Here is a 22,629-nt window from a genome sequence, read left to right as displayed (position 1 = left end):
TGTGCCGCGTCCTGGCGGGACGGACGCGTCGCGCAGGCGCGCATCCTGCCGGCCGGCGCTGGTCGCGGGCTGACCGGGCCGGCTCAGCGGGCTCAGCCGATGGTGAGGGCGGTGACGACCCAGCGGCCGTCGAGGCCCTCGAGACGCAGCGCCAACGCGCGCACGCGCCCGTGCGAGAGCACCACGGCACACGCCTCCACGACGCCGTCGCGGGGCTCGCAGACCCGGACGCGACGCACGATCGCGGGGCGTCGCGGGCCGGGCGTCCGACGGCGTGCAGCCACCATGGCCTGGCGGGCGAGGACGGAGTAGGTCGTCGGGCTCGTGTGGCGGATGAGCTGGGGCGCCGGACGCTGCCCGGAGACGACCTCGACGACGGCCTGGGACAGCTTGGCCACGAAGGCTCCGGCGTCGGGCAGCTGGCTCGTGCGGGTGGGGCGACGGCCGAAGTCGTCGTCCTCGCGGGCGCCGAAGAAGTCGAGGGCCAGGGCGTCCTGGGCGTAGGGCTGCTCGCCCTGCCACGCCTCGTCGGCGGAGATCACGGCCGGCGCCGTCTGCGGCAGGGTGCGCACGGTGAAACCGCCGGGAAGGGTTGCTTTCGAGGTCGGCACGGTCATCACTCCTTCGGGACCAGGTGGCGGGTCGTGGGGCTCGTGTCGCTCACGGCCGGGTCGGCGGGTCCCGGCGGGACGAGCTGCAGGCCCGGGACGAGAAGGTCGGGATCGGCGCCGATGACCTCCCGGTTGGCGGCGTACCAGCGGGGCCAGGCCCGTGCCACGTCGGCGTCGGAGGCATCGGGGCCGAGGTGGCTGCGTGCGATGCCCCAGAGCGTGTCGCCGCGACGGACCGTGACCAGGGAGTGCGAGACCGACGAGGGACGAGGGCTCGGAGCGAGCAGCCGGCCCCGGTCGCCGTCGGCGACGCGCACGGGTGCACTCGGCCGGAAGCCGGGGGACAGCGTCGGACGCCGCTCGGCGTCGGTCGTCGGCGCGTCCGGAGGTACCGGAGCGGCGGGGACCGCGGGATCGGCCGTGGGCCTGAACCCCGGGCCGAGCGGTGCCGCCACGGCGGCGGCGCCGGCAGCCGGGATGGCGGGTGCTGCCGACGGCAGGAAGCCCGGGCCCGGCAGGCGTGCGGCTGCGGCATCCGGGCCGCCGGCTGCCTCACTCGCACCGCGCGCCGCCACGGGGGAGCTGCCCGCGGAGGAGACCGAGGCCGGCGGCAGCGCGAGCGACCCCACCGAGGCGCCGAGCAGGAGCGTCAGCAGCTTGCGCACGGCGAGCGGCGTGACCCGGTCAGCGATGGCGGCGGCGAGACGCCCTGTGGCGCCGGGAACCAGGGCGAGGAGGGCCAGCGCCGAGCCGACGGCGAGCCAGAGGGCGAGGGCCACGCCCAGCCAGGCGAGCCCGACGAGCACGAGGTCGTCGGGACGGGCGGCCCCGGCGGCCGCGACACCCTGGGTGGCCACCTGCACGAGCAGTCGGGCCGTGCCGGCGGCGACGAGGACGCCGGCAGCGGCCCACGCCGCGGCGCGCAGCCGCCCCCGGACCGAGGCGCTGGAGTGGGTCGTTCCCCTGTTCATGGCTCCATTCAATGCAGTTTGCCTTCGTTTGGCAATACTTGACGCTCACAGGTTGTGGACGACACGACTGGCGCACGGCTCGAAGACGGGTCACAGTGGACCCCATGCGATGGGACCGGCTCTTCGACGACCTCGAGGCCCAGGCGGATGCCGACGAGGCGCGCGCTCGGGTCGCCGAGGTCGCCGACCGGGTGCGCCGCGAGCGGGCCCAGCTCGACCTCCACACCCGGCTGCTCGCCCACGTCGGGTCCGGTGCACTGACGTTGCGGCTGCCCGGACGGGCGCTCACGGGCAGCCTCGCCGACGTCGGGCCCGACTGGCTGCTGCTCGAGCCGGCCGCCGACCGGCAGGTTCTCGTCGCCCTCGCTGCGGTCCGGTCGGTCTCGGGCCTGGGCCGGGGCGCCCTGACACCCTCGGTCGTCGCGAAGCGGTTCGGCCTCGGGGCTGCACTCCGTGCCGTCAGCCGGGACCGGGTCCCGGTCGAGCTCGCGGACGTCGAGGGTCGTCAGGCCACCGGCACGATCGACGTCGTCGGCGCCGACCACCTCGAGCTGGCCGAGCACGCACCCGACGAGCCGCGTCGTCGCGACAACGTCACCGGCTCGGTCGTCGTACCGTTCGCGGCGCTCGGCACGGTGCGGCGCCTCGCCTGACGCCGGTCAGACGTGGTCGGCCGTGACGGGCCGGTGGTCAGTCCTCGTCGCCGGCCCCACCGAACGGATGGGTCTTGACGAAGGTGCGCGTCTCGGCGTACATCCGCTGGATGTAGGTCTCGAGCTCGGTGGCCTCGACGCGCCACTGGCCGCGCCCGCCGATCTTGATGGCCGGCAGCTCGCCGGAGCGGACGAGTGCGTAGGCCTGGGCCGAGGAGATGTTGAGGATCTCGGAGACCTCGGCGAGCTGCAGGAACCGCTGGGCCACGTCCGCTCCTAGTCGTGTCAGGCGATCGGGAGAACCGCGTCGTGCTTGGGCGTCGGGTCGCGCCGACGGCGGTCCGTCGGCGGACGTCGTGGACGCGTCCGGCACCCCGTACCCGTCCCCGGCCGCTCGTACCCTGCGCCCGGCATCCCCTGCAGCGGCCGGACGTCGGGTGCGGCTGCGTCCGACTGCCACATGGTAGGTCCCGGTGCGCCCTGTCGCGTTCGTTCGTCCACAGGTGTCGGCACCGGCGCGCAGTGGGCTTCGGCCTGGTGCAAGATGGCGCTGTGCCGGGTGCGTCCCGGATCGTCCATCAGCACGTGACCACAGGGGGTCCCATGTCCGAGCTGGCGCGTCCCGCCGCCAAACGCCTCGAGCGGCCGAGCTGGCGTGACAGCCGCCTCGTCGTCGGCGTCCTGCTCGTCGTCGTCGCGGCGACGCTCGGGGCCAAGGCCGTCGCGAGCGCCGATGACCGCGTGCCTGTCTGGGTGGCCGGATCGGACCTCGTCGCGGGCGACCGCGTCGAGGCGTCCTCGTTCGTGCGCGCCGACGTGCAGCTCGGCGACGGCACCTCGCCCTACCTCGGGGCCGACGCGCCGGCCCCCGTCGGGTCCTACCTGCTGCGCGACGTGCGCGCAGGCGAGCTCGTGCCCTCCTCGGCCGTCGGCAACGGCGACCAGGTCGACGTGCAGCGCGTCACCGTCCGGGCCGACTCCGCCTCCGCCCAGGGACTCGCGCGCGGCATCCGTGTCGACGTGTTCGTGACTCCCCGCGCGACGACCGCCTCCGACGCCGCTGCCGCCCGCACCACGCGCCTCATCGAGGCCGCCGCGGTGTCGGGCGTGCTGACGAGCCAGAACGGCTTCGGCTCCGATGCCACGACCTCGGTCCAGCTGCTCGTGCCGAGCGACAAGGTGCAGGCCCTCGTCGAGGCCGTCGACGGAGACGCGCACCTCACCCTCGTGCCGGTCGTCGGCGCGGTCTCGGGCTCCGGCGCATGACCGAGGTCCTGACCGGCCTCAGCCCGCGGTGGGAGTCGCCCGTCGCCGAGGCCCTCGAGGCCCTGCCCGGGGTCACCATCGCGCGGCGCTGCGCCGACGTCGCCGAGCTGCTGTCCGTGGCCGAGGCCGGACTCGGGTCGGTGGCCGTCGTGTCGTGGGACCTGCGCGGCCTCGACCTCGATGTCGTGAGCAGGCTGCGGCGTGGTGGCTTCGTCGTCATCGGTCTGGTGCCCGCCGGCGACGAGGACGCCGATCGGCGGCTGCGCCAGCTGTCGGTCCAGCGCATCGTGCCCGTCGACGCCGAGCCCGAGCGCCTCGCCGAGGCGCTGGCCGACCGTGCCCCCGACTCCGCCGATGCCCTCGAGGCCGCCCTCGGCGCCGTCGGCACGGTAGATACCGACGCCGACGCAGGCGCCGGCCTCCGCGGCACGGAGGGCGACGTCGACGCGACCGGTCAGCCGGCCTCCGACGACACCCACGACGTCGGGGCCGGAGACGGGCCCCACGGGCCCGGTCCGTCCGGCTGGACGCCCAGGGACGCCGAAGCATCCGACGCGTCCGAGCCGGGTGCGTCCGGCCCCCGAGACACGGCCACGGGTGGCGCCGGCCACGCCCGCCCGACGCGCGCTCCGGTCGTTGCCGTCTGGGGCCCGAACGGCGCCCCGGGCCGTACCACCCTCGCGACGACCCTGGCGGCCGAGCTCGCGGCACGGGAGGCGTCGGTGCTGCTCGTCGACGCCGACACGTACGGCGGCTGCGTGGCACAGGCGCTCGGGCTGCTCGACGAGGCGCCTGGTGTCGCGGCGGCGTGCCGGGCCGCCGACCAAGGACTGCTCGACCTGCCAGCCCTCGCCCGCACGGCACCCGAGGTGGTCCCCGGGCTCCGGGTGCTCACCGGGCTCCCCAAGGCCGAACGCTGGCCCGAGGTGCGTGCCGGAGCGCTCGAGCGGGTCCTCGACCTCGCCCGCTCGCTCGTCGACGTCGTCGTCGTCGACTGCGGCTTCTGCCTCGAGGACGACGAGGAGCTCAGCTACGACACGTCGGCCCCGCGCCGCAACGAGGCGACCCTGACGACGCTCGCCGTCTCCGACCTCGTCGTCGCCGTTGGTGGCGCCGACCCGGTGGGCCTGCAGCGCTTCGTGCGCGGGCTGCAGGAGCTCGGCACCGTGCCCTCCGGCGAGCCGGTCCCCGTCGTCAACCGCGTGCGGGCCGCCGCCGTCGGTAGCCGGCCGCAGGCCCGCATCGCCGACTCGCTCGCACGGTTCGCCGGGCTGGCGGCCGTGCGCTTCGTGCCCGACGACCCCGAGACCGCCGACGCCGCGATGCTGGCGGGGCGCTCCGTCGTCGAGCACGCCCCGGACTCGCCGCTGCGGAACGCCGTGGCCGACCTCGCCTCGCACGTCGCCCCGTGGACGGCCTCGAGGCAGCGGACCGGCGGGCGCCGACGTCGCTCCGGCCGCTCCGGTCTGGGCCGTCGCGAGGCCGTCAGGGCGTGAAGAGGATCGTCAGCCCGGCGAGGGTGTAGACGATCATGACGACCATGAGCGGCACCTGGCCGATGACGGCGGCGCGCCGTGGCAGCACGGTGATGGCCCGCTCGTGGGCTGCGAGGACGCCGAGCAGGTGCCCGACGACGATGCTGACGGCCTGGACGGTGGCCACGAGCGTCGGCTGGATCAGCGTGTCGTTCGGCACGAGGTGGGCCGTACCGAGCAGGTCGGCGCCGGTGCCGAGGGGGTCGGTGAGCAGCACCCACGCGTACTGGCCCTGGTACACGAGCAGCGACCAGTAGTGCGCGACGACGTACCCGCCGGCGATCGGGATGAGGGAGGGCGCGATGTCGCTGACGAACGTGAACGAGCGGGCGAACGGCTCTCCGGCGAGGAGCACCGAGACGGCCGACGCGAGCCAGATCGTGCCGGCCACGAGGAGGAAGAAGGCGACGAGCGTGCCGGTCTTGAGCAGGGCCGAGGGCAGCGGCGAGCTCTGGACGAAAGTCGACCAGGACAGGTTGGCCGAGAAGCCGTCGTAGGCGGTGCTGCCGAGCATGACGGAGACGGTCGCGACCAGTCCTCGGCAGCCGCGCAGCGTGTTGACACCGTGCAGGGGCGTGCGGAGCACCCACCGCCCGTCGGGGTGGCGTCCGAGGGGGGACAGCAGTCCGAGCAGGCGCGACCAGGCCTCGAACGGGTCGGCCTCGTCGAACCACGCACGCCCGAAGACGGCCGAGCCGAGCAACGTCACCGCGACGTAGGCGCCGATCGTGAGGCGGAGGAAGCCCAGCTCGGTGTTGTCGCTCGCGACGAGCTCGACCCACGTGAAGGCGCCGAGGCCGAACGCCGCCGGCCACAGTCCGGCGCGGTAGCCGGCCACGGAGGTGTCGGCGGGCACCCGGGCGAGCGCGAGCAGCCCGCGGTGCAGCAGGCGCAGCGGGTTGACGACGCGCCACACCGGGCCGAGGAGCATCGAGGTGAAGGCGAGGCCGACCCAGAACCACACGTAGACGACGTGCGGCACCGGGTTGCGGGCCGAGTCGGGCCCGGCGACGAGGGCGAGCAGCGTCCACAGGGTGGCCGCGCCGACGGCGACCCGGGCCACGAGGCGCAGCCAGCGGGAGTCGAGGAAGCGCCCGAGGGCGCCCGGCAGCGGTACGCCCTGGTCCGCGCCCAGCCGCGGCTCGCGCCACAGGACGCCGATGGCGACGAAGGAGATGAGCAGCGCCGCCACCGCGGCGACGACGAGTGCGGTGAACGGCAGCGGGAGGTCGCCCCGGCTGCCGACGCCGTGCGCGGGAGCCAGGGCCGGGACGAGCGAGGGGGCGAGGGCGCTGCTCACGACGTGTCCGGTGCGGTCAGCGGACCGCGACGGTCAACAGGGTCAGCGCGGGATCGTGGGTCTCGACCTCGTAGAGCCCGGCGTCCTTGGCCGTGAGGCGCAGCGTCGTCGGCTTGCCGGCCTTGAGCTGGGCCTCCTGGTCGAAGCCGTGGGCGTGCAGCTCGTCGTCGTGGTCGCTCGTCACGACGAGCTCGAGGGTCGACCCGACGGGGAGGTCGATCTGGGCGGGGGCCGGCGTGACGGTCGTGCCGGTGATCGCGACCGCGAGGTGCTTGACCGAGCCGGTGCCGCTGGCGCTCGCGGCGGGAGCGCCCGACCCGGTGCCGGTGGCCGAGCTGCTGCACCCGGCCGCCCCGGCCAGGGCGAGGACGCAGACGACGGGCGACAAGGCACGGATCACACGCATGGCCACGATCCTAGATGTGGGGGTCTGGCAGAGTGTGAGCATGTCCGACCGCCTGACCTCGCTCGACGCGTCGTTCCTCTACCTCGAGGAGACGACGACCGCGATGCACGTGGGGTCGGTCATGGTCTTCGAACCGCCGCGTGAGGGCTTCGACTACGACCAGCTGGTCGGCATCATCGGCAGCCGCATCGGCGCGATCCCGCGGTTCCGGCAGAAGGTCCGCGACGTGCCCGGCCGCATCGCCAACCCGGTCTGGGTCGACGACGAGTCGTTCGACATGAGCTACCACGTGCGCCGCGCCGCCCTCCCGCGACCCGGCACGGACCGACAGCTGCAGGACTTCGTCGCCCGGGTGCAGCCGCGACGCCTCGACCGCACCCGTCCGCTCTGGGAGGTGTACCTCGTCGAGGGGCTCTCCGGCGGGCGCTTCGCCATCGTCACCAAGACCCACCAGGCGCTCATCGACGGCGTCAACGCCCTCGACATCGCCCACGTCATCGTCGACGCCGTCAAGGGCGAGGACATCGACCCGGTGCCGTGGGACCCCAAACGTGCGCCGTCGTCGGTCGAGCTCGTCACCGAGGCGGTCGTCGACGTCGTGCGACGCCCGAGGGAGGTCGTCGACCTCGTGCGTGGCGGAGTCAACGACGCGCTCAACGTCGCGGTCCGCGCGGCCGAGTCGGCGGGGCACCTGCTCTCGACGGTGGCGCGCACGGCGGCCCGGCCGGCGCCCGACTCGCCGCTCAACGCCGAGGTCGGCTCGGCCCGTCGGTGGGTCATGATCGCGACCGACCTCGAGGACTACCGGCGGGTGCGCACGTGCCTCGCCCGGGGCGCGTACGCCGAGGACGTCACGATCAACGACGTCGTCCTGGCGACCATCGCCGGCGGCTTCCGCACGTGGCTGCTCGGCCGTGGAGAGCCGGTGTCGGCCGCCACGAAGGTGCGCGCCATGGTGCCGGTCAGCATCTACGGCGACGACCCGGCCGGCATGTACGCCAACCAGGTCATGGCCTGCGTCGTCAACCTGCCCGTGGGCGAGCCGGGTGCCTCGATGCGGCTGCACCAGATCGCCTTCGCGATGCGCCAGCAGATGGAGGGCGGTCAGGCCGTCGGCGCCACGTCGCTGGCCAACCTGGCCGGCTTCGCACCGCCGACGCTGCACGCACTCGGGGCCCGGGTGGGCTCGGCGATGTCGCGGCGGCTCTACAACGTCATGATCACCAACGTGCCGGGGCCGCAGTCGCCGCTCTACGCGGGCGACGCGCGGATGCTGTCGACCTACCCGGTGACCCCGCTCGCCAAGGGCCAGGCCCTCTCGATCGGGATCACGTCCTACGACGGCGGCGTGTACTACGGCCTCAACGCCGACCGCGAGGCGATGCCCGACGTCGACGTGCTCGGCCAGTCGATCCTCGAGTCGCTCGAAGAGCTGCGCAGTGGGAGGGAGTCCTGATGCCGGTCGTCCGCGTCTACGTGCCACTCGGGCGTGACGGGCTCGAGGAGCTCGCGACGTCGGGGCGGCTGTCCGCCGGACCGGGGACGCCACGCGTCGCCTTCGCGGTGACCCGGGCCCTCGAGGCGTCGGCGCCGGGGCATGACGTCGAGGACCTCGAGTACGCCGCGTTCAGCGACGCCGTCGCCGCGGCCGGTGGGCTGCGCGTCGCACGCGCCGATCGCCGGGTCGTCGCCTCGGCGGACGCCGACGCCGAGGTGGTCGTCGACCAGGTGGCGCCGCGTGAGGGGGCGCCCGTGTCGCGGGTCGTCGTCACGGCGCCCGTGCCCCTCTCGCGGGTGGCCTCCTTCCACGTCGACGACGAGGTGGCGGCGGGCCAGCCGGACGACGAGGCGGACGAGCTGCTCTGGTACGACGTCACCGAGCTCGACGACGTCCGCGGCTTCTTCGCCTGAGCCGCAAGGAGATCCGCGTGGACGAGCAGGTGGCGCTCTACGACGACGAGGGGCGCGTCGCCGGGAGCGCGCCGCGTTCGGTGATGCGCGCGCGCAACCTCCGCCACGCCGCGTCCTCGATCGTCGTGCGCGACCCGGCCGGACGCGTCTACCTGCACCGGAGGACGACGACGAAGGACGTATACCCGGGGCTGCTCGACTTCGCCGCCGGTGGGGTCGTGCTCGCGGGGGAGGACCCCGACGACGGGGCGGTCCGTGAGGTGGAGGAGGAGCTCGGCGTCCACGGCGTGCCGCTCGTGAAGCTCGGCGTGGCCGACTACGCCGACGACGCGACGCGGTACCGGGCCTTCCGCTACACCGTGACGTGGGAGGGGCCGGTGCGCTGGCAGCCGGAGGAGGTGTCGTGGGGTGAGTGGGTCGGACTCTCCGACCTGGTGCGGATCCTCGACGACGAGCCGGGGACCGTCGTGCCCGACAGCATTGCGGTGTGGGGAGCGACGCTGCGCGAGTGGCTCGGCGGCGCAGGCTGACGGACTGCAGACTCTTGTCACAACCGAACGATCGTGCTTTTATGGCGGCATGGGCAAGGGTGACGCCACGAAGCAGGCCGTCCTCGAGGAGGCGGCCGAGCTGGCCTCGCTCGTCGGCCTCGGCGGCCTGACGATCGGCACGCTCGCGGCTGCGACGAAGCTGAGCAAGAGCGGCCTGTACGCCCACTTCGCGTCCAAGGAGGCACTGCAGGTCGAGGTGCTGCAGCACGCGCGCGAACGGTTCACCGACGTCGTGCTGAGACCGGCCCTGGCCACGCCGCGGGGAGAGCCGCGGCTGCGCGCCTTCTTCGAAGCGTGGCTCGCCTGGCAGTCCCGCGGCTACAGCGGCGGCTGCATCTTCGTCGACGCCGCAAGCGAGTTCGACGACCAAGAGGGGCCGGTTCGCGACGAGCTCGTCCGCGCCGAGCGCGACCGACAGGAGTCCGTCGGCCTCATCCTCGGCACCGCCGTCGCGGAGGGGCACTTCCGCGACGACATCGACCCCGGGCAGTTCGCCTACGAGCTCGAGGGCATCGTCCTCGCACACCACCAGGCCGTCCGGCTGCTGCGCGACCCCCGCGCCGGGGAGCGGGCGCTGCGGGCGTTCGACCGGCTCGTCGACGCGTGTCGCCCGGTCGCGCGCACCGCCTGAACCCTCGACCACGCCCCGCCCGCCGCGAGGCCCCATCAGAAAGATGACCATGGCACGGATCTCAGCTCAGAAAAGCACGAACGGTCGGTCTATTTATTACGCCGGGATCCGCGGCCTCGGACTCGTCGCCCCGGGCGTGGCGGCGCGCCTCCTCGAGCGGGAGTGGTTGCGCGTGCCGTCCTCCGCACGCAGCGGTGCCGTCACACCCTGGCCCGAGGCGGCGCCCTCCGTCCGAGAGCTGCTCGGGTCGCCCTTCGAGGTGCGGGTCGACGGTCGTGCGGTGCGGGGCTGGTCGTGGGGCACCGGCCCGGTCGTCTACCTCGTCCATGGCTGGGGCGGCACGCTCGAGCACCTCGTGCCGTTCGTCGGGCCGCTGCTCGACGCAGGGCTGCAACCGGTGGCCCTCGACGGTCTGGGCCACGGCACCTCCGACGAGGGGCCGCACGGCCACGGCACGAGCGACGCCGTCGAGCTCGGACGGTCCCTCGACGCCGTGGCCGCGCGCTTCGGGCCCGCCCGCGCCGTCGTCGCCCACTCGATGGGCGGGCTCGCGGCGCTCCTCGCCCTGCGCGACGGCTGGGTCGGCACCGAGCGGCTCGTCCTCGTCGCACCGGTCCCCGGCGTGCCGGCGCTGCTCGAGCGGCTGCGCGACGAGCTGGCGCCGGGGGAGCCCACCCTGCGCCGGCTCGCCGCCCGGGCAGAGCGCCGCACCGGCTACCCGGTCGCCCACCTCGACCTCGCCCGGCTCGGCACCGACCTCGGGCGGGACGGCGACCGTGCTGCCCGCGGCTCGGCCGCCGGGCCGGGTCGACCCGAGCTCCTCGTCGTCCACGACCTCGGCGACCGCGAGGTGCCCCACGCCGCGTCGGCGGCACTCGTGCGCACGTGGCCGGGAGCCCGCCTGCTCAGCACCGTGGGGCTCGGGCACCGGCGCATCCTCGCCGACCGCGCCGTCACCGGCGCCGTGGCCCGGTTCGCCGGCCGCCTCCCCGTCGAGGCGAGCCTGCACGCAACGGACGTCCCGGCGCCGTGGCCGTTCGCCGCGGAGGCTGTGGACGCCGCCACGTGGTCGGTGGCGGCGGCCGGCGACGTCGCGTGAGCCCACGGGCGCGTCCCACGGAGTGGGCCGGGGGAGTCGCGCGGGCCGGGTGGCTTGTTACGTTGCGCGAATGGACTTCACCGCTGACGAGTACGCACGCCGGGACGCCGACCGGCTCCGGGAGATCCTCGCCGGCCCGCCGGTCACGTGGGTGTTCCTCGGCGACAGCATCACCCAGGGCGTCGTGCACACGCACGGGCGGCGCAACTACGTCGAGCTCTTCGCCGAGCGCGTGCGCGGCGAGCTCGGCCGGCTCGGCGACGCCGTCGTCAACTCCGGGGTCTCCGGCTCCACCGCAGAAGACCTGCTTCCCGAGTTCCACTGGCGGGCAGGCCGGTTCGGGCCCGACGTCGTCTTCGTCATGTTCGGCACCAACGACATCGTCGCCGGCGCCGACGGCATCCGCGCCTTCCGGTACCGCATCGACCAGATCGTCCAGCGCTCGCGCGACGTCGGCGCCACGGTCGTGCTCCAGACCCCGCCGCCGGTCCTCGCCGACGGCGCGCGCTCGCCCGAGCTCATCGAGCTCTACTCCGACGCGGTCCGTGAGGTCGCCGAGTCGCTCGGCGTGCTCGTCGTCGACCACGCGGCAGCCTGGCGCGAGGCGGCCGACGCCTCGGGGGCCGACGTCGCGCCGGAGGGCTGGCTCGACGACTCCTTCCACCCCGGGGCGCGCGGGCACCACGAGATGGTCCTGACGCTCCTGCGCACGCTCGGCATCGCCGACGGGTCGAGCGCCGTGTGCTCGCTCACCGTCGACGACACGGTGGGCGCGGGCGCCTGACGCGTCGGGCCGGCGGAGGTCGCCGGAGAGGCGCCGGCACCGGTCAGTCGCGCGAGCGGCTCAGGGGCGGGTCAGGGTCCGATCAGGGCCGTCCCCAGCAGCGGCGCACCGCCGGGAGGGCGACGATGGAGTCATGACACAGCCGATTCCCAACCCCTACGGCCAGGCCCTGACGCCGACGCGCGACGAGCGCACGTGGGCGATCCTCGGACACCTCGCCGCCATCGTCGCCGCCGTCATCTCCGTCGGCTGGCTCAGCTTCGTAGGCCCACTGCTCATCTGGGCCGTCTACAAGGACCGCAGCGCCTTCGTCCGCCGGGCGGCAGCCGGGTCGTTCAACTTCAACCTCGCCGTGTGGGCCGCCATCATCGTCGGCTGGCTCATGTTCTTCACGGTCATCCTCATCCCCGTGGCGATCATCGTCTGGGTCGTCGCCGTGCTGGCGGCCCTGTGGTTCCACGTCCGTGCCGCGATGGCCGCGAACCGTGGTGAGTCGTTCCGCTACCCGTGGGGCATCCCGGTCCTGCACTGACGACGCTCCCGACCACTGCGGCGGTCATGGAACGATGGGGTGGCTCGCCCACGAGGCGGCCACCCCATCGCCCGTTCCGGGCGACGACAGCGAGAACCGCGCCAACCCGCAGGAGAACTTGATGGACGCCGTGACCCACGTGCCCGCACCGGCCAACGAGCCGGTGCTCGACTACGCGCCGGGCTCGCCCGAGCGCGCCGCGCTCGAGGTCGCCCTCGCCGAGCTGGGCGCCGACCAGCGCGAGCTGCCCCACACGATCAACGGGCAGCGCGTCACGGGGACCGGCCGCAAGATCGCCGTGCGGCAGCCGCACGCCCACCGCAAGGTGCTCGGCACGCTGCGCAACGCGACCGTCAAGGAGGGCCAGGCCGCCGTCGACGCCGCCAAGGCCGCCGCCCCGATGTGGCGCGAGCTGTCCTTCGACGACCGGGCCGCGATCCTGCTCAAGGCCGCCGAGCTGCTCTCCGGCCCGTGGCGCGCCCGCCTCAACGCCGCGACGATGCTCGGCCAGAGCAAGACCGCCTACCAGGCCGAGATCGACGCCGCCTGCGAGCTCATCGACTTCTGGCGCATCAACGTCCACTTCGCGCGCCAGATCCTCGAGCAGCAGCCGCCGCTCAACGCCAAGGGCATCTGGAACCGCTCGGACTACCGCTCCCTCGAGGGCTTCGTCTACGCGATCACGCCGTTCAACTTCACCGCCATCGCCGGCAACCTGCCGACGGCCCCGGCCCTGATGGGCAACACCGTCGTGTGGAAGCCGAGCCCGACGCAGCAGCTGGCTGCCCAGCTGACGATGGAGCTGCTCGAGGAGGCCGGCATGCCGCCGGGCGTCATCAACATGGTCACCGGCGACGGCATCAACGTCAGCAAGGCGGCCCTGTCCGACGAGGACCTCGCCGGCATCCACTTCACCGGCTCGACGCCGACCTTCAAGCACCTGTGGCACGAGGTCGGCACGAACCTCGACCGCTACCGCACCTACCCGCGGCTCGTCGGCGAGACCGGCGGCAAGGACTTCATCCTCGCCCACCCGAGCGCCGACCCGGCCGTCCTGCGCACCGCGATGATCCGCGGCGCCTTCGAGTTCCAGGGCCAGAAGTGCTCGGCTGCCTCGCGCGCGTACGTGCCGGCGTCGGTGTGGACGCAGATCAAGGGCGACCTCGTCGACATCACCAACGGCCTGAGCCAGGGTGACGTCACCGACCTGTCCAACTTCATGGGCGCCGTCATCGACGACCGCGCGTTCGCCAAGCACAAGGACGCCATCGACCGGGCGCACGCGACGAAGGGCATCGACGTCGTCGCCGGCGGCACCTACGACGACTCGGTCGGCTACTTCGTGCGCCCGACGGTGCTGGAGATCAAGGACGCGGCCGACGAGTCGTTCCGCACCGAGTACTTCGGCCCGATCCTGTCGGTGCACGTCTTCCCGGACGCCCAGTACGACAAGGTCCTCGACCAGATGGAGCGCTTCGCGCCGTACGGACTGACCGGCTCGATCATCGCCCAGGACCGCCGCGCCATCGCCGACGCCACGCAGCGCCTCCGCTTCGCCGCCGGCAACTTCTACGTCAACGACAAGCCCACCGGCGCCGTCGTCGGCCAGCAGCCCTTCGGCGGCGGTCGCGCGTCCGGCACCAACGACAAGGCCGGCGCCGCGCAGAACCTGCTGCGCTGGACGAGCGTCCGCTCCATCAAGGAGACGTTCGTCCCGCCGACGAACCACGCCTACCCGCACATGGGCTGACGCGTCGGGGCAGACGTCAGGAGGCCGGTCCCCGTCGGGGGCCGGCCTCCTCTGCGTCCGGGATCCGTTGCGGCTCAGGCGTGCTCGGCGAGCCAGGTCTGACCGGTCTGCTGCTCGCTGCGGATGGCGTCGACGACCGCGGGGGCGGCGGCCTTCTCGACCTTCCCCCCGAAGAGCGGGATCGAGGCCTTGAGGTCGCCCTCGATGGTGATCGTCGTACCGCCGCCGGAGGGGAAGAGGCGCACGTCCGAGCGCATGGCGACCGGGGCACCGGCGACCTCTACGGTCAGGGTGCCGGTGCGGGCGGCGTCGCCGTCGGGACCGGACCACTCGTAGGTCTCGGTGATCGACAGGGTGCTGCCGACGACGGACTTGGCGAAGTCGGGCAGGCCGTCGGTGGGCAGGTCACGGCGGGTGACGACGCGGGCGCCGTCGCCGGCGGCGGTGACGGCGGCATCGTGGCGCAGCGCGCCGGCCTCGACGCACTTGCGCTCCTGGAACTGCGGGTCGGTGACCATGGCGAACACGGCGTCGGGAGCGGCGACGTACGAGATCGTCTCGGAGATCCTCATGGGCGACAACGCTATGCCACGCGCGCCCACTCGCCACGGCAGGTGGCATCGAGGGTGTCGCTCAGCTGCCGGATCGCGACCGGTCCGAGACGCGTGCGAGGACGGCCGTCGAGCGCTCGAGCTCGCGGCGCAGGCGGGCCAGGTCGCGGGCGCGGGTCGAGGTGATGCGGTTGAGCAGCTCCTGCAGCCGCGCTCGTTCGCGCAGCCGCGTGTCGGGCTCGACACGGCTGGGGCCGGGCTCCTCGACGACGAGCTGACCCTCGAGCGCGAGGCCGGCGCGGCGCAGGTCGGGCTCGAGGGCACGCAGGCGGGCGGCACTTTCGGCCGTCGTGGCGGTGAGGGCCTGCAGCAGCCCCCCGACGGAGTCCAGCTCGGTGGCGGTGCGGGTCAGCAGGTCGCGCTCGCGCGCCGTGGGGTCGGACCCGCCACGCCGGACCTGCCGCCCGGCGGGCGCGTCGAGGTCGTGGACGTGGTCGGCGAGCCGGCCGGCGCCTCCCCGCAGGGTGCCCCCGAGCGCCGAGATGGACGCGGCGTCGCCGTCGGTGCCGGTCACGGTGCCCACCCCCGGAGCCCGCCGGCCTCGACCGAGTGGTCGGAGTGGTCGGAGTGGTCGCCGCGGTGCCGACCGTCGGTAGCGGGAGAGGAGCCGACGCCGGCCGAGCCGAGGTCGAGGAGCCGCTCCTCGAGGGCTTCGGCCAGGGCCCGAAGCGTGTCCGCGCCCTGCTCGACCCACGCGTCGAGGAGCCGCTGGGTGGCGAGGTCGCCGACGTCCGGCAGGTGCGTCAGCAGCGCGTCGGACAGCGAGCGCGCCAGGGCACGAGCGTCGGCGAGAGCCCGCAGCGTCGCAGGGTCGGCGGTGCCCGCGGCCCGCTGCCCGGTCCCGTCGGTCCCGTCGGTCATGGGCTCCACTCTAGGCAGTCGCGGCGCGGCCCCTCGGGAGTTCTCCACCGCGTCGCGGCGGGCCGGCGGGGGTGGTTCGGCGCCACCGGCCGACGGGGATAGGCTCACATGGTGAGATGCCGGCACAACGGCGTGCCGTGCACGAGGCCCACGGTGAGGAATCCGAACAGCGCATGTCCGCGTCACTCGAACAGACTCGAATCGACGTCCTGAAGGCCGCGGCAGCGGCCGTCGCAGCGCCGGCCCCGAGGAGGGGCCGGGGCGCCGCAGACCACACGAGCGAGCTCGTGGAGTACCTGCTCGCGTACTACCGGCTCGTCGCCACCGAGGACCTCCTCGCGCGACCGGCCCGCGAGCTGGCCACGATCGCCCAGGAGCACCGGGGCTTCGCCGCGGAGCGGCCGGTCGGCACGTTCAACGTCCGGGCCTTCAACCCGACGCCCGAGGACGAGGGCTGGTCGACGACCCACACGGTCGTGCAGGTCGTCGTCGACGACATGCCGTTCCTCGTCGACTCCGTCGTCGCCACGCTCGGCGGCTTCGACCGCGGGGTCCACCTCATCGTCCACCCGCAGATGACGGTGTCGCGCACCATCACCGGCGAGCTGCAGACCGTCGTCACCGACGGCAGCACCACGGTGCCGAGCGGTGGCGTCGGCCTCGTGCGCGAGTCGTGGATGCACCTGGAGATCGACCGGCTGCCCGACGACGCGCTGCCCGACGTCGAGAACCGCCTGCGCCACGTCCTGGAGAACGTCCGCGACTCGGTCGAGGACTGGCCCAAGATGCGGGCGCACGCGCTCACCATCGCGAGCGAGCTGCGTTCGGCGACGCCGCCCGGCACCGACCCGCACCAGGCCCGTGAGGCGGCCCGTTTCCTCGAGTGGCTCGCCCACAACAACTTCACCTTCCTCGGCTACCGCGAGTACTCGCTGAGCCATGAGGAGGGCAAGGACATCTCCCGGCAGGTGCCGGGCACGGGCCTGGGCCTGCTGCGCTACGACCGCCCCCGCGCCGGCAGCGGGCTGGTCCTGACGCCCGCCGCGAGCCGCGCCGCCCGCGACTCGACGATCCTCATCATCACCAAGGCCAACTCGCGCGCCACCGTGCACCGCGACGTCTACCTCGACTACATCTCGATCAAGAAGTTCGACGCGCGTGGCGAGTGCGTGGGGGAGCAGCGCTTCCTCGGCCTCTACGCGTCGGCCGCCTACAACGACACGATCCACGACATCCCGCTCGTCGACGTGCGTGCCCAGGAGGTCCTGCGCATCACCGGGCTGTCGGCCGACAGCCACTCGGGCAAGGACATCCTCCAGATCCTCGAGACCTACCCGCGCGACGAGCTCTTCCAGACGAGCGCCGCGCAGCTGGCCGACATCGCCACGAGCGTCCTGCACCTGCAGGAGCGTCGCAAGACCAAGCTGTTCCTGCGCCGTGACGAGTTCGGCCGCTTCGTCTCGTGCCTCGTCTACCTGCCGCGCGACCGCTACAACACGACGGTCCGCCTGCGCATCGAGGCGCTGCTGCTCGAGGCGTTCGGCGGCGAGAACATCGACAACACGACGCGGGTCAGTGAGTCGGTCCTCGCGCGGCTGCACTTCGTGGTCCGCATGCCGGCGGGCGTCGACATCCCCGACGTCGACGAGGCGGCGCTCGAGCAGCGTGTCATCGACGCCACCCGCACGTGGGACGAGGACCTCGGCGAGGCGCTCGCGAACGCGCGCGGCACCGACGGCGCCGCGCGGGCCATGGCCGCCTACGCCAAGGCCCTGCCGGAGGCGTACAAGGAGGACTTCGACGTGTCGACGGCGGTCGAGGACCTCGACCGCATCGAGGCGCTCGGCGACGGCGACCTCACCACCGCGCTGCACCTCTACGAGGACAGCGCGAGCGACTCGGCCCAGGAGCGGCGCTTCAAGCTCTACCGCCGCGCCGAGCTGTCGCTGACGCAGGTCCTGCCGCTCTTCACCCACCTCGGCGTCGAGGTCGGCGACGAGCGTCCGTACGAGCTGCGCGGCGCCGACGGACGCACCCTGCGCATCTACGACTTCGGGCTGCGCGCCGACGCCCACCTGTGGGCCGGCGCGGCCACCGGGGCCGGCGCCGACGACGTCCGTCGCCGCTTCGAGGACGCCTTCCGCGCGGTCTGGGACGGGCGCGCCGAGTCCGACGGCTTCAACGCGCTCGTCCTCGGCGCCGGGCTGACGTGGCGCCAGGTCGTCATCCTGCGCACCGTCGCCAAGTACCTGCGCCAGACCGGGTCGACGTTCTCGCAGGACTACGTCGAGTCGGCCCTCGTCGCGCACACCGGCCTGGCCCGCAGCCTCGTCGAGCTCTTCGAGGCGCGGTTCGACCCCGACGCGTTCCCCGACACCGACGCCGGCCGCGACAAGCGCGCGGCGCGGCAGAAGGCGATCGTCACGCACGTCAAGGAGGCGCTCGACGACGTCGCGAGCCTCGACCACGACCGCATCGTCCGGGCGCTGCTCGGCGTCATCCTGGCCAGCCTGCGCACGAACTTCTACCAGCCCGACGAGCACGGCCACGACAAGTCCTACGTCTCGCTCAAGCTCAACCCGAAGAAGGTCCCCGACCTGCCGGCGCCGCGACCGATGTTCGAGGTGTGGGTCTACAGCCCGCGCGTCGAGGGCGTGCACCTGCGCTTCGGCAAGGTCGCCCGCGGCGGCCTGCGGTGGTCCGACCGCCGGGAGGACTTCCGCACCGAGGTCCTCGGTCTCGTCAAGGCGCAGATGGTCAAGAACGCGGTCATCGTGCCGACCGGCTCCAAGGGCGGCTTCTACGCCAAGCAGCTGCCCGACCCCGCCGTCGACCGCGCCGCGTGGATGGACGAGGGCATCGCGTCCTACAAGCTGTTCATCTCCGGCCTGCTCGACCTCACCGACAACCTGGTGTCCGGCGAGGCCGTCCCGCCGAACCGCGTCGTGCGCCACGACGAGGTCGACACCTACCTCGTCGTCGCCGCCGACAAGGGCACGGCGAAGTTCTCCGACATCGCCAACGGCATCTCCTCCGACTACGGCTTCTGGCTCGACGACGCGTTCGCCTCGGGCGGCTCGGCGGGCTACGACCACAAGGGCATGGGCATCACGGCCCGTGGCGCGTGGGAGTCCGTCAAGCGGCACTTCCGCGAGCTCGGCCTCGACACGCAGAGCGAGGAGTTCACCGTCGTCGGCGTCGGCGACATGAGCGGTGACGTCTTCGGCAACGGGATGCTCCTGTCCGAGCACATCCGCCTCGTGGCCGCCTTCGACCACCGGCACATCTTCGTCGACCCCGACCCCGACGCCGCCACGTCCTTCGCCGAGCGGCGCCGGATGTTCGACCTGCCGGGCTCGTCGTGGGCCGACTACGACGAGTCGCTCATCAGCAAGGGCGGCGGGGTCTTCCCGCGCTCGGCCAAGTCGATCGCGGTGACGCCGCAGATGGTCGCTGCGCTCGGCCTGCGCGCCGGCACCAGGAGCCTGACGCCGGCCGAGCTGATGAAGGCGATCCTGCTCGCGCCCGTCGACCTGCTCTGGAACGGCGGCATCGGCACGTACGTCAAGGCCGCGGCCGAGACGAACGCCGAGATCGGCGACCGCGCCAACGACGCCATCCGCGTCAACGGCGCCGACCTGCGGTGCAAGGTCGTCGGCGAGGGGGGCAACCTCGGCCTGAGCCAGCTCGGACGCATCGAGGCGGCCCTGGCCGGTGTGCGGGTCAACACCGACGCCATCGACAACAGCGCCGGGGTCGACACCTCCGACCACGAGGTCAACATCAAGATCCTGCTCACCGAGCTGACCCGTACCGGCGAGCTGACGACGAAGCGCCGCAACACGCTCCTCGCGTCGATGACCGACGAGGTGGCCCAGCAGGTGCTGCGCGACAACTACGAGCAGAACGTCCTGCTCGGCAACGCCCGGGCCCAGCAGCACCAGATGCTCGTCGTGCACGAGCGGCTCATCCATTTCCTCGAGGAGCACGGCGACCTCGACCGGGGGCTGGAGTTCCTGCCGAGCGACTCCGAGATCGGCCGACGCCAGAAGGACGGCCTCGGCCTGTCCTCGCCCGAGTTCTCGGTGCTCGTCGCGTACGCGAAGCTCTACCTGAAGAACCAGCTCATCGCGACGGCGCTGCCCGACGACCCGTGGTTCGCCACGACGTTGTCGGAGTACTTCCCGAAGCCGCTGCGCGGCAAGTACGCCGAGCAGATCGCGGCCCACCCGCTGCGTCGCGAGATCATCACCAACGCGGTCGCGAACTCGATGGTCAACCGCGGCGGCATCACCTTCGCCTACCGCGCCACCGAGGAGACCGGCGCGTCGCCGGAGCAGGTCGCCCGCGCCTACGTCGTGTGCCGCGAGGTGTTCGACCTCGCCGGGTTCGTGCGCCGCGTCGAGGCCACCGACAACCAGGTGTCGACGGCCGCGCAGACGGCGCTCTACCTCGAGTTCCGCCGGCTCATCGACCGGGCCGTGCGCTGGTTCCTCACCGCCCGGCCCGCCGAGCTCGACATCGCGGCCGAGGTGGCCCGGTTCCGGCCCGGCGTCGAGGCCTACGCGGACCGGATGTCCGACGTCCTCCAGGGCAGCGAACGCACCCGCCTCGTGCGGCGGGCCCGCGACCTGCAGGGCAAGGGCGTGCCCGAGGAACTGGCGCTGTCGGCGGCATCGCTGCTCGACGCGTACTCGCTCCTCGACTGCGTCGAGCTGGCCGAGGACACCGGCGAGCCGCTCGAGAGCGTCGTCGGCGTCTACTTCCTCGCCTCGGAGACCTTCAGCATCGACGCGATGCTGACGCGGGTCACGGCGCTGCCGCGCGAGGACCGCTGGGACGCCCTCGCCCGGGGAGCCATGCGCGACGACCTCTACGCCGTGCTCGAGAGCCTGACGCGCTCGATCCTCGAGGTGGGCGACCGGTCCGCCGACGCCGCCTCGCGGCTCGAGGCGTGGTCCGAGCTCAACGCCGACGCCCTCGGCCGGGCCCGTCAGGCCCTCGGCGGCATCGAACGGATGAGCCACGCCGGCATCGCCGCGCTGTCGGTGGCGCTGCGGACGCTGCGGACGGTGACCCGTCCGGCTGGGTCGTCCGCGCCGCAGCCGGCCGAGCCGCCGGCGCTGCCGGCCGGCGCCGCGAGGACGGCCGCGACGAAGGCCGCCAAGAAGGCCGTCAAGAAGGCGTCGAAGGCGTCGAAGAGGGCCGCGACGGCAGCGTCGAACGGGTCGAACGGATCGAAGGCCCCGACGAAGGACGCCGCGAAGAAGACGGCGAGCAGGACGGCGTCGAAGGCCACCGCGAAGGTCACCACGAAGAAGACGCCGGCCAAGAAGGCAGCCGCGAAGTCGGCGACCAGGGCCGCGGCCCGCACCGCTGCAGCGAGGTCCCGCAGCTGACGGTGCAGTCGAGCGAGCGAGCGCCCCGCCGCGGCGGTCCCCGGACCGGCACAGCGGGGCGCTCGCCCGTCCGGGGCCGGCGGCAACAGGAACGGAACGGCACGAGACCGCTGGACTCGTCCGGCTGCACGCTCACTAGGCTCGTGACGTGGCGACCCTCAGCGAGCTCCTGCGCGGACGCACCGACCTGCCGGACCACGACATCGAGTGGCTCCAGCTGCTCGTCGGCGACTGGCAGCTGGTCGCCGACCTCTCCTTCGCCGACCTCGTCCTGTGGGTCCGCTCGGTCAGCGACCGCTGGGAGGCCGTCGCGCACGTGCGCCCCACCACGGGCCAGCTCGTCTTCGTCGACGACCAGGTCGGGCGGGTGGCCGACCCCGGTCGCACCCGCGACCTGCTCGACGAGGCCGCGGCCGAGCAACGCATCCTGCGCGTGCGCCAGGTCGTCGTGCCGCACGAGCAGGGGCCCGACCAGTCGGTCCGTGAGGAGTACATCCCCGTCGTGCGCGGAGGCCACGTCGTCGCCGTCATGACCCGGCACACCAACCTCTGGACGACCCGCACCCCGAGCCGACTCGAGCTGACCTACCTGGCCACCGCCGACGCCCTGTGCCGGATGATCACCGGTGGGGAGTTCCCGCACGGCAGCGCCCCGACCGGCCTGCGCCGCGGCGCCCCGCGCGTCGGCGACGGCGTCATCCGGCTCGACGTCGACGGCGTCGTCACGTACGCGAGCCCGAACGCGGTGTCGGCGCTGCACCGGCTCGGGCACCTCGGCGAGGTCGTGGGGGCGAGCCTGGCCCAGATCGTCACGGACAACGTCCGCGAGTCCTACCCCGTCGACGAAGGGTTGCCGCTCGTCGTCACCGGTCGACAGCCGTGGCGCACCGAGGTCGTCGCCGGCGGCACGACCGTGTCGATGCGGGCCATCCCGCTGACCGAGGCGGGACAGCGGTTCGGGGCCATCGTCCTCATGCGCGACGTCGGCGAACTGCGGCGGCGCGAGCGCGAGCTCATGACCAAGGACGCGACGATCCGCGAGATCCACCATCGCGTCAAGAACAACCTCCAGTCCGTCGCGGCCCTGCTGCGCCTGCAGGCCCGGCGCGTGCCCCAGGGCGAGGCGCGGATCGCGCTCGAGGAGGCCGAGCGACGCGTCGGCACCATCGCCATGGTCCACGACCAGCTGAGCCAGGGGTTCGACGAGACCGTCGACTTCGACGCCATCTCCCAGCGCGGCCTCAACGCCGTCGTCGAGGTGGCCTCGAACGGCGCCCCGGTGCGCGCCGTCACCGAGGGCTCCTTCGGGCGGCTGCGTGCCGAGGACGCCACGGCGCTCGCCATGGTCCTGAGCGAGCTGGTCCAGAACTCCATCGAGCACGGACTCGGCGATGCCGGGGGAGTGGTGCGCGTCAACGTGGAGCGGCAGTCCGACGACCGCGGTCAGCCGATGGTCGTCGTGTCGGTCGAGGACGACGGGAAGGGCATCGACCCGGCCCGCCGCCCGGGATCGGGCCTCGGCACCCAGATCGTCCAGTCGCTCATCGCCGACCTGCAGGGCCGGATCACGTGGGAGCCGGTGTCGCCGCACGGCACCCGGGCCCGGTTCACCGCGAGCCTGCGCCCGATCACCTGACGCGCGAGCCGAGGGCTGTTCGCCAGCGGCGTCCGGGCAGCGGAAAACCCGGCGACCATGACGGTCACCGGGCTCGCTTCGGTGGTGTGCGTGAGGGGTTGAGGTGCTGGATGCGGCCGTCC

General features: G+C 73.4%; 21 protein-coding genes. 13 read left to right on the top strand and 8 right to left on the bottom strand.

What is annotated here, in order from left to right; genetic code table 11:
- Positions 1 to 92: 92 nt before the first annotated feature.
- Together AC3A5R_RS03155 and AC3A5R_RS03150 are read right to left on the bottom strand one after the other, a co-directional pair.
- Positions 93 to 611 carry an Rv3235 family protein gene (locus AC3A5R_RS03155; protein WP_487619316.1) on the bottom strand — a complete coding sequence of 173 codons (519 nt, stop codon included), beginning with the start codon at positions 609 to 611 and terminating at the stop codon, positions 93 to 95.
- Between the two features lie 5 nt (positions 612 to 616).
- Positions 617 to 1,582, bottom strand: a complete 966-nt coding sequence (locus AC3A5R_RS03150; RefSeq protein WP_487619315.1) for a LysM peptidoglycan-binding domain-containing protein — start codon at positions 1,580 to 1,582, stop codon at positions 617 to 619.
- 104 nt (positions 1,583 to 1,686) lie between these two features.
- Here AC3A5R_RS03150 and AC3A5R_RS03145 point away from each other — a divergent pair, with 104 nt between their 5' ends.
- Positions 1,687 to 2,235 carry a hypothetical protein gene (locus tag AC3A5R_RS03145; protein WP_487619314.1) on the top strand — a complete coding sequence of 183 codons (549 nt, stop codon included), beginning with the start codon at positions 1,687 to 1,689 and terminating at the stop codon, positions 2,233 to 2,235.
- Positions 2,236 to 2,272: 37 nt separating this feature from the next.
- Here the strand turns inward: AC3A5R_RS03145 and AC3A5R_RS03140 are convergent, their stop codons facing one another.
- Positions 2,273 to 2,503 (bottom strand): helix-turn-helix domain-containing protein, encoded by a 231-nt coding sequence (locus AC3A5R_RS03140; RefSeq protein ID WP_487619313.1) that lies wholly within the window; start codon positions 2,501 to 2,503, stop codon positions 2,273 to 2,275.
- 335 nt (positions 2,504 to 2,838) lie between these two features.
- On the opposite strand from AC3A5R_RS03140, the gene AC3A5R_RS03135 reads away from it, so the two are divergent.
- Positions 2,839 to 3,501, top strand: a complete 663-nt coding sequence (locus AC3A5R_RS03135; protein ID WP_487619312.1) for a CpaB family protein — start codon at positions 2,839 to 2,841, stop codon at positions 3,499 to 3,501.
- Positions 3,498 to 4,997 carry a CpaE/TadZ family protein gene (locus tag AC3A5R_RS03130; protein WP_487619311.1) on the top strand — a complete coding sequence of 500 codons (1,500 nt, stop codon included), beginning with the start codon at positions 3,498 to 3,500 and terminating at the stop codon, positions 4,995 to 4,997. Before AC3A5R_RS03135 ends, AC3A5R_RS03130 begins: the two co-directional genes overlap by 4 nt.
- On the opposite strand, the gene AC3A5R_RS03125 is transcribed toward AC3A5R_RS03130, so the two are convergent.
- Positions 4,987 to 6,336: a hypothetical protein gene (locus AC3A5R_RS03125; RefSeq protein WP_487619310.1), complete on the bottom strand. Its 1,350-nt coding sequence runs from the start codon at positions 6,334 to 6,336 to the stop codon at positions 4,987 to 4,989. The two genes, AC3A5R_RS03130 and AC3A5R_RS03125, sit on opposite strands and share 11 nt — an antisense overlap.
- A gap of 16 nt (positions 6,337 to 6,352) precedes the next feature.
- Positions 6,353 to 6,742, bottom strand: a complete 390-nt coding sequence (locus AC3A5R_RS03120; RefSeq protein ID WP_487619309.1) for a hypothetical protein — start codon at positions 6,740 to 6,742, stop codon at positions 6,353 to 6,355.
- A gap of 40 nt (positions 6,743 to 6,782) precedes the next feature.
- Here AC3A5R_RS03120 and AC3A5R_RS03115 point away from each other — a divergent pair, with 40 nt between their 5' ends.
- From AC3A5R_RS03115 to pruA, 8 genes are all read left to right on the top strand, one after another.
- Positions 6,783 to 8,198 (top strand): WS/DGAT/MGAT family O-acyltransferase, encoded by a 1,416-nt coding sequence (locus AC3A5R_RS03115; RefSeq protein WP_487619308.1) that lies wholly within the window; start codon positions 6,783 to 6,785, stop codon positions 8,196 to 8,198.
- Positions 8,198 to 8,653, top strand: a complete 456-nt coding sequence (locus AC3A5R_RS03110) for a DUF6912 family protein (RefSeq protein ID WP_487619307.1) — start codon at positions 8,198 to 8,200, stop codon at positions 8,651 to 8,653. Before AC3A5R_RS03115 ends, AC3A5R_RS03110 begins: the two co-directional genes overlap by 1 nt.
- Positions 8,654 to 8,670: 17 nt before the next feature.
- A complete protein-coding gene (locus AC3A5R_RS03105; protein ID WP_487619306.1) occupies positions 8,671 to 9,183 on the top strand; it encodes an NUDIX hydrolase in 513 nt (170 codons plus the stop codon).
- A 49-nt stretch (positions 9,184 to 9,232) separates the two neighbouring features.
- The gene (locus AC3A5R_RS03100) at positions 9,233 to 9,835 is read left to right on the top strand and encodes a TetR/AcrR family transcriptional regulator (protein WP_487619305.1); all 603 of its coding nucleotides are present in this window, start codon (positions 9,233 to 9,235) and stop codon (positions 9,833 to 9,835) included.
- A gap of 49 nt (positions 9,836 to 9,884) precedes the next feature.
- A complete protein-coding gene (locus tag AC3A5R_RS03095; RefSeq protein ID WP_487619304.1) occupies positions 9,885 to 10,934 on the top strand; it encodes an alpha/beta fold hydrolase in 1,050 nt (349 codons plus the stop codon).
- A gap of 70 nt (positions 10,935 to 11,004) precedes the next feature.
- On the top strand, positions 11,005 to 11,718 hold the full coding sequence (locus AC3A5R_RS03090; protein WP_487619303.1) for an SGNH/GDSL hydrolase family protein: 714 nt from the start codon (positions 11,005 to 11,007) through the stop codon (positions 11,716 to 11,718).
- Between the two features lie 133 nt (positions 11,719 to 11,851).
- On the top strand, positions 11,852 to 12,250 hold the full coding sequence (locus AC3A5R_RS03085) for a DUF4870 domain-containing protein (protein WP_487619302.1): 399 nt from the start codon (positions 11,852 to 11,854) through the stop codon (positions 12,248 to 12,250).
- A 121-nt stretch (positions 12,251 to 12,371) separates the two neighbouring features.
- Complete coding sequence (gene pruA, locus AC3A5R_RS03080) at positions 12,372 to 14,000, top strand: L-glutamate gamma-semialdehyde dehydrogenase (protein WP_487619301.1); 1,629 nt, start codon at positions 12,372 to 12,374, stop codon at positions 13,998 to 14,000.
- A gap of 74 nt (positions 14,001 to 14,074) precedes the next feature.
- Here the strand turns inward: pruA and AC3A5R_RS03075 are convergent, their stop codons facing one another.
- The 3 genes from AC3A5R_RS03075 to AC3A5R_RS03065 form a co-directional block, all read right to left on the bottom strand.
- Positions 14,075 to 14,572, bottom strand: coding sequence for a DUF2505 domain-containing protein (locus tag AC3A5R_RS03075; protein WP_487619300.1), 498 nt, complete (start codon positions 14,570 to 14,572; stop codon positions 14,075 to 14,077).
- Between the two features lie 61 nt (positions 14,573 to 14,633).
- On the bottom strand, positions 14,634 to 15,125 hold the full coding sequence (locus tag AC3A5R_RS03070) for a hypothetical protein (RefSeq protein ID WP_487619299.1): 492 nt from the start codon (positions 15,123 to 15,125) through the stop codon (positions 14,634 to 14,636).
- Complete coding sequence (locus tag AC3A5R_RS03065; RefSeq protein ID WP_487619298.1) at positions 15,122 to 15,472, bottom strand: hypothetical protein; 351 nt, start codon at positions 15,470 to 15,472, stop codon at positions 15,122 to 15,124. The genes AC3A5R_RS03070 and AC3A5R_RS03065 overlap by 4 nt, the downstream gene beginning before the upstream one ends.
- A gap of 173 nt (positions 15,473 to 15,645) precedes the next feature.
- Here AC3A5R_RS03065 and AC3A5R_RS03060 point away from each other — a divergent pair, with 173 nt between their 5' ends.
- Both AC3A5R_RS03060 and AC3A5R_RS03055 read left to right on the top strand, forming a co-directional pair.
- Positions 15,646 to 20,871 carry an NAD-glutamate dehydrogenase gene (locus AC3A5R_RS03060; RefSeq protein WP_487619297.1) on the top strand — a complete coding sequence of 1,742 codons (5,226 nt, stop codon included), beginning with the start codon at positions 15,646 to 15,648 and terminating at the stop codon, positions 20,869 to 20,871.
- A 148-nt stretch (positions 20,872 to 21,019) separates the two neighbouring features.
- Positions 21,020 to 22,507, top strand: coding sequence for a sensor histidine kinase (locus AC3A5R_RS03055; RefSeq protein ID WP_487619296.1), 1,488 nt, complete (start codon positions 21,020 to 21,022; stop codon positions 22,505 to 22,507).
- Positions 22,508 to 22,629: the final 122 nt, after the last annotated feature.

This window comes from Intrasporangium sp. Soil_C_50 (genome assembly GCF_057656595.1).
The sequence above is the reverse complement of the archived record's forward strand: the minus strand, read 5'-3'. Positions and strand labels throughout refer to the sequence as shown.